The organism is Elusimicrobiaceae bacterium (assembly GCA_017520185.1).
In the GTDB taxonomy this organism is placed as follows: domain Bacteria; phylum Elusimicrobiota; class Elusimicrobia; order Elusimicrobiales; family Elusimicrobiaceae; genus Avelusimicrobium.
The window spans coordinates 45,374-56,942 of sequence record JAFXGO010000033.1 but is presented as its reverse complement, the minus strand read 5'-3'; the positions used below and the strand labels follow the sequence as shown (position 1 = coordinate 56,942).

Sequence of the window (11,569 nt, the reverse complement as noted above, 5' to 3'; positions counted from 1 at the left end):
TTCTTTGTAAGAAATGCGTAGGGCAGAATGCAAAGCATAGTCGGCACCTACCCGGTAAGCGCTATTTCTTTGTAAGAAATAGAAAAATTTAAAACCCCCGCTTTTAGTGGGGGTTTTTTTATGGTTAAAAATCAACAAAAAAAAGAGCAGGGGGATGTTGCCCTGCTCTTTATCAGAACCATTCGGGGGGTATGTCGAAAGGTTCTGGGGGAGAAATCTATACCTTTATCATACAACCATCGTATCAAAAAAGCAAGTTTTTTTAAAATAAAACAAAAATTTTTTTATCTATTTTAAAATAATTAATTCAGGCTATCTGCTTTTATTTTTTTAAAAAATTTTATTTCAAATAAATTTTTTATCTCCAAAATCCTTTTCTATTGCTATAATATAAACATTGGAGGAAATTATGAACAAATTACATTTAACAGCAGCTTTTGCCTTGTTGCTTACTCCGGCTGTTTTTGCTCAACAACCGGACATTATCTATGTGGACGGGAAACCTGTCTATATTAAAGGGTTAGAACCCGCCACAGATACTAAAAACAAAAAAGATATCGCTTTAAAAGAAGCCAAGCGTAGCAATATACCGGGAGATATTTACAGAGGTAGCGTGTTGGGGGTGGATTCACCTGACAAACGCGCTGCATATGGTACCAGTAAAGAAAAATACAAAGGTACTGTATTGGGTAAATCTTCCAAAGATATTTATCGCGGTAAAGTATTTGGCCAAGAAAAACAAAAATATGAAGGGACGACCGTCGGCAAAAGAGAATTAGCCAAAACCAAATATGTGTATGACACCTCTTTGGTACGTGCTATTAAACAGGGTGATTCTGATCGGGTACGCACATTAATCTATGCCAACGTAGACGTGAATGAACGCAACTATGCCGGCATCACCCCGTTAACCATTGCCGCTGAAAAAGGCCACTTAGCCATTGTTAAATTGTTGGTAGAAGAAGGCGGTGCTTCCGTCAATTTAACTTCCAGCTATGGAGTGACCCCTTTAATTTCCGCTGCCGCTGCCGGCCATAGAGAAATTGCACAGAACCTTTTAGAAAACGGAGCCGACCCAACCGCTAAAGATGATTTGGGCAAAACGGCTTTGTTGCATGCGATGTCTTCCGATGATCCCAAATTGACGGAAACCTTAGTCAAACTCAACAACCGCGCTGTCAACTTGCCCGACAACTCCGGAAACACACCGTTAATTTATGCAGCACAAAAGGGCCACATTAACAACATTAAAGTTTTACTCAAATATAAAGCCAACCCGGACTATCAAAACCCGACCAACGGCTTCTCTGCTTTGAGTGCTGCCGCAGCTTCCGGCAAAGAAGAAGCCGCCCAAACCTTAGTGCGCAACGGAGCAGATATTAACTTAAAAGATAATACCGGCAGAACAGCCTTATTCTATGCGGCGGAAAATGGTCAAACTGCCTTAATTCGCCAACTTTTGCGCCTGAATGCCGACATTAATGTGATTGATGCCAAAGGTAAAAATATTTTCATCGCCGCCGCCGAAGGAAAAAGCGTACCGGCTATGGAACATTTAGCCGCCAATTACTTTTCTATCGATACCACAGATACCAACGGCAAAACGGCTGTTATGTACACTACTTCCAAGGGCAATACGCAAGCCTTAGAGTGGTTAATAGAAAAAGGAGCAGATTTAAACCTGCAGGATAAAGACGGCAATACTGCTTTGATGCATGCCATTAAAAACCTCAACAGCAAGGCCGCCTTATTGTTAATTCAACAGGATGTAGATTTAACCGCCACCAATAAAGATGGTAAAACGGCCTTTGTTTTAGCAGAAGAATTAATGCCTAATTCTTCCGTTATGAGTGTCTTGAACGTAAAGAAAAAAACATTGCTTCAAGAACAATTAAGAGCCCGCGCCGCTGCCCAAGCCTTAGCGGAACAAGAACAACAAAGACTGCGTGAAGAACAAGAATTGCAACGCCAAAGACTCATCGAAGAAGCGCAAGCCGTAGCGGAGCAGAAACTTTCCGAAGTTCAGGCATTGGAAGAAGAATTAAAACAACAAGAAGAAGAAATTAAAATTCTTAAAGAAGAAGAATTAGCCAAAAAACGGGAAGAAATCCGCGAACAGGTAGAACAAGAAATTACTGAAACGGATGAGGAATTGGCTGCTTTACAAAAACAGTTGGAAGAAGCCAAAGCCAAACGCGAGTCCAAAATCCAAGAACAAATAGATGCTAAATTAAAAGCATGGGACGAGGCCACTTCTTTACCTGCTGAAGCAGCAGAAGAAGACAGCGAAACAGCCGAATAAAAAATCTTTCCTCCAAAAACCCCGCCTGAAAGCGGGGTTTTTTATTCTCTATTTCTTACTTTTACACCAATTTAAAAATTGATGCCAACGCATGTATTTTTCTTCCGCCTTCTCAGGCTCTAGTGTAGGAGAAATGGGTGGCAACAAACGCATGGTTTCCCATTCAGAAGAATCTATATCCAGGCTTTGCGCCGCCAAAAGGGCCGCTCCGACAGCCGTACTTTCTGTCTCTATACAAGGCACTAACCGCATTTGCAAGATATCCGCTTGCGCACGCAACAAAGCCCTGCTCTTTGAAAGCCCGCCGGCCACTTTGATTTCTTGGCTTTTAATGCCATACCTCTCTGCATAAAACACAATATCTGCCAGCAAATTGGCCAGACTTTCCACCACACCCAAGACAACATCTGCTTTTTTGGTTTGAGGGGAGAAACCGGAAAAAACAGGAGATAAAGAAAAGTCCCAATATGGCGCGCCTAATCCGCCCAATGCCGGTAAAAATTGAACCGGATGAAGCGCTGTTTCACACAAGGCATCAATCTCCTCAACCGCACAAGAAAAACCTATTTCATTTAACCAAGCGAACAAAATTCCGCAGGCATTGATGGGCCCTTCCAACAAATATTCACAACCTACGCTATTTTGTACTCCGACAGAAGTTAAAAGTCCCGGCAAGAAGTGACATTGACGGCCCGTATTTCGCATAAAAAATGCACCGGTACCATAATTAATACAAGCACTTCCGCTGACTACACGCAATGCTTGCAAGGAGGCTTGTTGGTCACCTACGCAAACAGTTATAGGGATTTTTACCCCGTCTTTTTCATAAAATCCGTAATCATCTACCGTACGTTTAATCTGCGGCAACCACTCTCTTTTTATTCCAAAAGAATCTAATAGGGTTTTCTCCCAGTTTAAAGTAGAAATATTAAAAAGCAATGTCCGCTGCGCCAACGTAGAATCGCAGGCAAACACCTTTCCGCCCGTCAGATGCCAAATGATATAAGAGGCCACCGGCCCGACACATAAACGGCCATCGGAAGCAGCTTGTTTAACCGACTCAACATTTTTTAATGCCCACGAAATTTTAGGAGCAGAATAAAAAGGCGTTTTGTATAAACCGGTGATTTGATGAATTGCTTCATGCGGAAGTTCCAACATAGCCGTTTCCTGCTGGGCGCGCCCGTCTTGCCAACTTAGAGCCGGCGCTAAAGGCTTCCCCGTTAAACGATCCCAAAAAACGACGGTAGAGCGTTGGGTAGCCACCGCAATGGCCGCCGTTTGTTCAACACCTACATGAGTCAGTACTTCTTGAAAAGTTGCCAACTGATCTTGCAGTAAAGACCAGGCATCAAATTCAGCCAAAACTGTATTCGGCCTCCGAGTATCTAGTGCTCTTGAAGAACGAGCCGTCACTTTTCCCGACATGTCAAAAGCCAATGTGCGAGAAGAAGAACTTCCTTGATCTAATGCTAAAATTTGTTTATTGTTCATCTCTGTACCACTTGTTATTTTTAAGTAATGTATATGCCGTTTTATCTAATGAAAGTAATATTTCTTGCGCTTGTTTTTCATCAAATTTTTCGGATATTTTTTCTACATTCAGCAATTCTTTTCTATTGTGTCGGATAGCCCCTTTAGAAGTAATAAGCCCAATATTTGCATTCTCAGATACAAAAGCCACCCGTTTGTCAGCATCACTAGCATCTAACATATCTTTGCCAAATGCGCTATAAGGCATATTCAGCCCCAGCAAATTATACAGGGTGGGCAGAATATCTAATTGAGAAACCACATAATTTATTTTGCGCGGCTTTAAAATATCAGGCGCGTATAATACCAAAGGAATCCGAAATTTATTATAAAGAGAATCCGATTCTGGACCGCCGGAAACATAATCGGAAACAAATACAAAAATAGTATTATCAAACCAACCTTCTTCTTTGGCTTTTTTCAAAAACTCTCCAATAGACCAATCAGAAAAATATAAAGTATTTTTGAATTTATCGTCCCATGTTTTTCCTGGATATTTTTCAAATTGATCCAGTGTTTTTCCAAAAGGTTGCTGAGCGGTGGAAAGAAAAGTCATACCAAAAAAATTTCGCTTGTTTTGTTGCGCAATTTGCTGAGCAGTAAACATGAACCCATCATAATCACGCGGGAGGGAAGGCTGTTCCAGATAGGGCAAAAGCCCTTTTATATTTTCTTTTCCGTAGATATTCGACACACCCAAATAAGAGGCTAAAGGTATAAAATAATCTGATTCTTTGGGAAAAGTTTGAACCAAAAAACGATAATATCCGTCTTTACCTAACAAGCTGGGCAAGCGAAAAAAGTGAGTCAATTCTAACCCTCGTCCCAACTGCGCAAGTCCAGATATCAAAGGAACTCCATAAAAAATGGAAGCCAATCCGTAAATACGGCTATTTCCAACGCAATAAGCATTGGTAAAACTGATACCGTTTTTTATAATCTCATCAAATACGGGTGTCACGCCAAATTTATTTCCGGACAGAGAATCCACATAATAGGGGTGCCATCCGTTCAACACCACTATCATGATATTAAAATGTTTTTTCGTAGAAATTTGAGCAGGTTTACGCAACAGAGGAAAGGTTGTATCTAATAAAGTTTCTTTATCAGAAATCAATAACTCTTGCGTTGTAAGAACGGCCTTTTCCAACGGATATTCATTATAAGGCATTGTAGTTGCGTTTCTGGCCACATGATAGGAGGTAAAAACGCCATTGAGGGTAAGAGAGGCCGCCGCCTGAGAAGAAGCATAACGATATACATCTGCCAAATTCAAAGCCTTTCCCGCACCCAAATGCCCACGAACACCCATCACGATAAAAAGGATACAACAACCTACTTTTAACAATTCACCTTTGCCGTAATAGGGATTAAATTCATAACGGTATTTGAAAATCTTATGCACAAAAAACCCTACCACAACGAGTAAAACAAAAAGCAAAAAGAGGGGAAGAAAGACCGAAGTAAACATATGTTTTAAAAAAATGCTCCAATCGGTAGAAAGCAGCAAAACTTCTTCGGTAAGGTGACGGTTCACATACGGAAAATAAATCAAATCCGCCATCAAAATCCCTGTCATTGCCACCAACTCCAACGCCATAAACATCACGCAGGCTTTCATATAACGCATGGAGTTTACAGGAAGATTAAAAAGCAAAATAACAGGCCCTAAAAATAAAGCATTTACAGACAAGTCAAAGCGAACTCCATTGAAAAAAGCCGCCAAAATTTGCCCAAAACTCAAAGCCTCAAACGTACTATGATGAAAGATGAAAAAAGCCAGCCGAAAAACCGAAAAAATTAAGAGCGAACATAGCACGATCGCTACAGAAAGTTTCACCCGAAAGTCATTTCTTCTCGGTTTCTTAATCAGCATATCAGTTGGCCTCTGTGATTTGTAGTTGGTCCTTTATCTGATTTTGCACAAAAGCCAAAATTTGCGCTTTGGCCTGCTCAGATACCGTCGGGTCCGTCAGCAAAGCCTCCACTGTGCTCTGCGTGGGGACTAGCGTTTTTTTCAACAGATTAAGTTGTTTTAAAAGGTCTACAGTTTTTTCATGATCCGTAAAAATACGTTTCTGTTGTTGGGTCAATTCAGCCTGAAATTTAGAAGAAAACTGACGTTTATACCCCAATTTTTTCATCAGCTGTATAATTTCCGTACGAAGTTTTTTTTCTTCCTGACCAATCTCACCCAAACGGTCTATTTTTTCACTCAAAATTTCATCTTCCGTCTTAGCGGGAACGGCCGCAGGCTTGGAAACAGAAGAAGCGGGATCAACCTGCGGAATTTTGGCACCCCAGCCGCTGGGTCCATCATATTCTTTACCTGTAAATATCGGACAAATATTTCTATAATCGCACCAACGGCATTTATTTTCTTCGGGAGCGGGGGGAAACTTGCCGGCGCGGATTTCATCGGCCACGCCCAAAACCTTTTGCCAAAACTCATACATTTCTTTATCGGTACTTCGCTCAAAAGAAAGTTCCTGCAAAGAGGGCAAATGATAAAAGGCCATTTGCTCCACTTTTATTTCTTTCACGCTCGGATCAGTGGCCTGCACCAATTTTAAGATAGCGGGGCTGCTTTCTGCTACTTTTTGATACATCATTAATTGGTCCGGCTCTCGCTGAACGGTCTTGCCCGTTTTGTAATCTAAAATTTTAACGCGCCCATCTCCCAAATAATCAATGCGGTCCAAAATGCTAATTAGGCTTAGGCCGTCCATCTCTAACGTACTTTTCATTTCCACAGAAAGCGGATGAACCAGAGAAGCACCATGTTTGCCATAATAGGCGCGGATAATGCGGCAGCCTTCCTCATAGCCTAAAAGTTCTTTCTCCATGTTGGCGTAGCCTTTTTGATCAAAAGAAGTACTATCCCAATGGGTTTTGAAAAATGATAAAGCCTGCTCTAAAGTAGGAAAAGATGGATTTAGCGGATTGTACACATACTCCATTACTTCATGCAGAGCAGAACCAAACGCAAAATAATATTTGGGTTGCTCCGGCAACATATGAACGTATCGAAATTTATACTTTTGGGGGCATTCTTTATACATGCCCATTTTGGAATAAGAAAAAGAAAGTTTTTTAGTCATAATTGTCCCGTAAAATACAGTTGGTTCTATTGTAGCATTTTCCGTACGCACGCGCGCAAGTAAATGACTTGTTTGTATAGAAAAGATTAAAAAAGTTATAATACTTACGTCTAGTTTTTAGAGGAAAAACCATGAAGAACAAACCTAAAAAATGGGTCGTGACGGGAGGAGCCGGATTTATCGGCTCTTGCGTGGTACGTCATTTACTGAAAAAAAACCAACACGTCACTGTTGTAGACAATTTTTCATCTTCCTCTATCAAATCATTAAAAGACATACAATCCCAAATACATTTGATTCGGGCATCTGTGCTAGATGACCAAAAACTTTCCGTCGCCTTTAAAGGGGCAGACTATATACTGCACTTGGCAGCCGAAGCATCGGTGATGCAATCTTTTCAAAATCCAGCCGCTACCATGCAAAATAATGTAGAAGGAACAGCCCATGTATTGCATCAAGCCCACTTGGCAGGAGTCAAAAAGGTACTGTTTATTTCTTCCAGCTCCGTCTATGGAATGGGGGGAAAAAGAGCCCGAGTGGAAAATTCCCGTTTAAATCCGCTTTCTCCTTATGCAATAAGCAAACTCATGGGGGAGGAACTCTGCCAATTCTATACACAAACCTATGGCCTAGACGTAGTGATGGCCCGCTGTTTTAATATTTATGGGCCTACTCAACCGGCTGATTCTGCTTATGCAGCAGTGCTGAGCAAATGGGCTTATTTAACTAAAAAAACACTGCCTCTTACCATCAACGGAGATGGCTTGCAAACGCGTGACTTTTTGCACGTGCAAGATACGGTGCAAGCATTATTAACCATCGTAGAAAAAGGAAAAGCAGGGCAAGTGTATAATGTTGGCTCGGGCAAAAACGTGACACTATTAAAAACAATAAAACTTTTAGAAAAGGCTGCGGAGAAACCTTTGAAAATTTCTTTTCAACCTGCCCGAGAGGGGGATGTACGCTTTTCACGTGCCAATATTGATAAATTACAGTCCTTAGGTTTTAAACCCAAAATCACGCTGGAAAAAGGGCTTAAAGAATTTTTTAAGTAGAAAATTTTGAATCTTTGGTTTAATTTTTGTAAAATAAGGTAAGTAGATTTTAGCCCCCATAGCTCAATGGATAGAGCACCTGCCTTCTAAGCAGGGGATATAGGTTCGATTCCTATTGGGGGTACTTTTTATCGTCGGAATGGTGACAAAATTGCTGACAATTTATTTAATTGTCGGCAATTTTTATTTAAGCAAGATTATTTCTCATCAAAAAAGCCCCGCGCGAGGCGGGGCTTTTCAATTTTTGCAAACTTACTTATGCTTTCTTTTGGATACCGCTTTCTATCCACTTGCGCGTCAAAATCAACCCTACCGGTGTCACACAAGCAATGATGGCATAAATTAACCACATGGTGGCCGGGTCTTGAGCACCCTCTTTCGGCACAAAACGCGAAAGCATAAAGCCCGAGTACAAGCCTGTGGTAAACTTAGCCAAGAACCAAGGCAAGCCCGCCAGCCCCATATACGCACCCACTTGGCCGACAGGGGCTAAATCTCCTACATATTCGTAAAAGCGCGAAGACCACGCCGCCTCACCCAAAGAGAAGATAATTACATAACTGATTAACACCGCCAAAGAGGGCTGCTGACTAATCAGCAGAAACGTCGTAGCAGCAGAAACGCTGGTGCCGATGATGAGCATTTTAAACACGCTCACATTGCGTGTAAGCATCGCAATCAGCGGCACAAAAATCACAATGATAAACGGATTAATCCCGTTAATCCATTCAAACTTAGCTGCCACTTCCGCAGGGAAAACGCGGAAAATATAGTCCGGCATTGTAAGGAACTGATGTGCAAATAAAGTTTGTACCGGCAAAAGAATAAAAATAAACCACATAAAACGTACGTCTCTAAATGGCATTTCCGCCAGACGTTGTTTCCATGTTTTATTTTGATTTTCTTCTTCGTTTACTACGGCTACACGACAGTTTTCTTCCACCTTTTTGCTAAACAAAGAAATATGCAAAAGCAGTACCACACCCGTAATGGCTGTACAAATTAAAAACACACCCATAATGCCCCATCCGAGTCCGTGAATATCTGCAATAAAGGGCTCATCAGTGCGGATAAACGGAGAGGCGAAATTACCAAACACGATACCCAAGTTCATAAAGGCATAAATAAAACTAAAAGCAATGGCGGAAACTTTGGGGTTTGTATATTCTTTAGCCCCGGCATACAAAGCAGGCTGCAAAATGCCTGAGCCTAATGCCATTAGCAAAATAGCCGCCCAAGACATTACATATCCTACCCACGCAAATCCAAACCCGGCCGGCAAAGCGGCCAAACTCAGCACTACGCGTCCGCTAAATAATAGGGTCAAGGCAATCGTTAACGCTTTACGCACCCCGTATTTGTCCGACACAAAACCTCCGCCGAACATAAACAGTGTCACCAGACCTGTAAAGGTGGACACGCTGATACCGCTCATCGCGTCACTCATGCCCACATTGCCGCCTAAAAATAGCGTCATTAAGGTCAAAATGCCGAAGTAAGCAATACCATCGGCAAAGTTCACCATATTAATCAGCCAAAACGCACGGGAAGAAGAAAAAATAATTTTCAACTCTTGCCACAAAGAAGTTTTGTTTTTTTGTTCCTGTTGTTGATTTTCCATAAACATATTTTATATTTTTGCGTATTGTTCTGTATATGTTTTACGTGCACAGTTGAGCCCGCAATGCCCTTTTGAACTTGTTATAATAAATATATGAAGATTAAGAATATTTTTATTTTTTGCGTGTTGGAAATGCTCTTGTGGAGCGTGCTTTCGTTGGCTTACTTTTTTGTAAGTGGGTTTTACTCGTCCTTGACGGGGGGAACTTTTACCGCTTTATTTATTCTTGGCAACAGTTTTATGTTTGCCGTCGGGCTTTTTGCCCTACTGTCTTTGGTGCGATTTATCGGACACAAAACTGCTTTTTGGACGTCGGTTGCATTAGGTAGTTTGTTTAATTTGATTTTGTGTGTGGATATTTTAGTTTATTCCCAATACCGTTTTCATATCAGTTTGGCTATGCTTCAGTTATTTTTTGGTCCTGCAGGGCGAGAAATATTTGTCTTTCCGCCCAGCACCTACTTTATTTTAGCAGGGGCAATATTGCTACTTTTCTTTATCACGTTCGCTTTGGCTAAATGCGCTTGTAAAATAAACATAAACAGTAAAAAAGCAACTGTTTTAACCATCATTTTATTACTTATTTTTGCAAGTTATAACGGTATGTACGCATGGGGAAAATTTATGCTTGTTCCGTCGGTTCTTTCACAAGTGCCTTATCTGCCTTGGGCGCAACCTTTAAGCATGAACCGCCGCCTGAGAAAAATGGGCTTTACCCCCAAAACGCAACCCTATGAAACACCCAAAAAAGGGGCACTCAATTACCCGTTGTCTGCGCTTTCCTGCCAAACACCGCAAGAAAAACCGAATATTTTATTTATCCTGATAGATGCTTGGCGCGCAGATGCCTTCACCCCCGAAGTAATGCCCCATACTTTTGCCCGTTATCAAAAGGCTAAAAATGCTTTTTATTTCAAAAATCACCTATCGGGAGGAAATGCAACGGAAGCGGGGGTTTTCTCGCTCTTTTATTCCATGCCTTACCCGTATTGGGAAAGTGTCACCGCCAATAAAATCCGCCCCGTATTTATGGAAAGATTGGGCACACAAGGCTATGAATTTGGTATTTATGCCAGTGCCAAAATCAACAGTCCGGAATTTAACCAAAACGTATTTTCTCATATAGATCATTTGCGTGTTTCTTCTAACGGGAAAACTAAATGGCAACGCGATGAAGATGCACAAAAAGAGTTTTTATCTTTCTTAGAAAAAAGAGATAAGAACAAACCTTTCTTTGGTTTCTTATTTTATGATTCTGCACATGGTTTTGACTTTGCCCCCACATCCGAAAAACCATTTGCTCCGTATGCGCAAGAGGTTAATTATCTGACATTAAATAAAAATACAGACCCTACGCCCTATCAAAACCGATACAAAAACTCCGTACATTATATGGATTCTTTATTGGCAAAAGTTTACCAAGCCTTAGAACAACAAGGCTTAGAAAAAAATACGCTGATAGTGCTGACGGGCGATCATGGACAAGAACTTAATGATACCCGCCATAATTTCTGGGGACACAATAGCAATTTTGCCAAATATCAAACGCAGGTGCCTCTTATCATTTGGTGGCCCAACAAGGAAGGAAAAGACATTGATTACCGCACTTCTCATTATGATGTGGTACCCACGTTGTTGCGTCAGATTTTCAACTGTACAAACCCTATTTCTGACTACAGTTCCGGTTGGGATTTATTTGATGCTACCCCGCGCCCATGGACTTTAATTCTTAGTTATACTAACAAAGCCATTCGAGAAGGAGATAAAATATCTGTGCTAAATAATTACGGCAGTATTGAAAATTACGACGAAAATTATGTTCCTTCTCAAACGCCCGTCAGCGCAAAGGCTTTGTCGGAAAGTTTAAAGGAATTTAGCCATTTTTATAAGTAATCAAAAAATTATTTTAAAAAAACAAATGAAAATGCTATAGTATATGTAGCAGTTTTATAACAAA

8 protein-coding genes and 1 tRNA gene are annotated in these 11,569 nt (G+C 41.0%); 5 read left to right on the top strand and 4 right to left on the bottom strand.

From position 1 onward, the window contains the following. The first annotated feature begins 120 nt into the window (after positions 1-120). Both IKL48_06740 and IKL48_06735 read left to right on the top strand, forming a co-directional pair. On the top strand, positions 121-297 hold the full coding sequence (locus IKL48_06740; GenBank protein ID MBR3604344.1) for a hypothetical protein: 177 nt from the start codon (positions 121-123) through the stop codon (positions 295-297). A 112-nt stretch (positions 298-409) separates the two neighbouring features. After that, a complete protein-coding gene (locus IKL48_06735; protein MBR3604343.1) occupies positions 410-2,302 on the top strand; it encodes an ankyrin repeat domain-containing protein in 1,893 nt (630 codons plus the stop codon). 48 nt (positions 2,303-2,350) lie between these two features. On the opposite strand, the gene IKL48_06730 is transcribed toward IKL48_06735, so the two are convergent. Genes IKL48_06730 through IKL48_06720 form a run of 3 tightly spaced genes read right to left on the bottom strand, consistent with a single transcriptional unit; the run spans position 2,351 to position 6,936 of the window. After that, complete coding sequence (locus IKL48_06730; GenBank protein ID MBR3604342.1) at positions 2,351-3,796, bottom strand: hypothetical protein; 1,446 nt, start codon at positions 3,794-3,796, stop codon at positions 2,351-2,353. Then, positions 3,786-5,711 carry a sulfatase-like hydrolase/transferase gene (locus tag IKL48_06725; protein ID MBR3604341.1) on the bottom strand — a complete coding sequence of 642 codons (1,926 nt, stop codon included), beginning with the start codon at positions 5,709-5,711 and terminating at the stop codon, positions 3,786-3,788. Before IKL48_06725 ends, IKL48_06730 begins: the two co-directional genes overlap by 11 nt. Position 5,712: 1 nt before the next feature. Next, entirely contained in the window at positions 5,713-6,936 is a 1,224-nt protein-coding gene (locus IKL48_06720) for a PD-(D/E)XK nuclease family protein (GenBank protein ID MBR3604340.1), read from the bottom strand. 131 nt (positions 6,937-7,067) lie between these two features. Here IKL48_06720 and IKL48_06715 point away from each other — a divergent pair, with 131 nt between their 5' ends. Then, entirely contained in the window at positions 7,068-7,991 is a 924-nt protein-coding gene (locus tag IKL48_06715) for an NAD-dependent epimerase/dehydratase family protein (GenBank protein ID MBR3604339.1), read from the top strand. Between the two features lie 52 nt (positions 7,992-8,043). Further along, positions 8,044-8,115: transfer RNA gene (locus tag IKL48_06710), tRNA-Arg, on the top strand. A gap of 132 nt (positions 8,116-8,247) precedes the next feature. Here IKL48_06710 and IKL48_06705 read toward each other — a convergent pair. Continuing rightward, the gene (locus tag IKL48_06705) at positions 8,248-9,612 is read right to left on the bottom strand and encodes an MFS transporter (protein ID MBR3604338.1); all 1,365 of its coding nucleotides are present in this window, start codon (positions 9,610-9,612) and stop codon (positions 8,248-8,250) included. Positions 9,613-9,705: 93 nt separating this feature from the next. Between IKL48_06705 and IKL48_06700 the strand changes: the two genes are divergently transcribed. After that, positions 9,706-11,505, top strand: coding sequence for a sulfatase-like hydrolase/transferase (locus tag IKL48_06700; protein ID MBR3604337.1), 1,800 nt, complete (start codon positions 9,706-9,708; stop codon positions 11,503-11,505). Positions 11,506-11,569: the final 64 nt, after the last annotated feature.

Coding starts and splice junctions, on each gene's coding strand:
- IKL48_06740 (MBR3604344.1), top strand. CDS start 121: ATGGTTAAAAATCAACAAAAAAAAGAGCAGGGGGATGTTGCCCTGCTC.
- IKL48_06700 (MBR3604337.1), top strand. CDS start 9,706: ATGAAGATTAAGAATATTTTTATTTTTTGCGTGTTGGAAATGCTCTTG.
- IKL48_06705 (MBR3604338.1), bottom strand. CDS start 9,612: ATGGAAAATCAACAACAGGAACAAAAAAACAAAACTTCTTTGTGGCAA.
- IKL48_06725 (MBR3604341.1), bottom strand. CDS start 5,711: ATGCTGATTAAGAAACCGAGAAGAAATGACTTTCGGGTGAAACTTTCT.
- IKL48_06730 (MBR3604342.1), bottom strand. CDS start 3,796: ATGAACAATAAACAAATTTTAGCATTAGATCAAGGAAGTTCTTCTTCT.
- IKL48_06715 (MBR3604339.1), top strand. CDS start 7,068: ATGAAGAACAAACCTAAAAAATGGGTCGTGACGGGAGGAGCCGGATTT.
- IKL48_06735 (MBR3604343.1), top strand. CDS start 410: ATGAACAAATTACATTTAACAGCAGCTTTTGCCTTGTTGCTTACTCCG.
- IKL48_06720 (MBR3604340.1), bottom strand. CDS start 6,936: ATGACTAAAAAACTTTCTTTTTCTTATTCCAAAATGGGCATGTATAAA.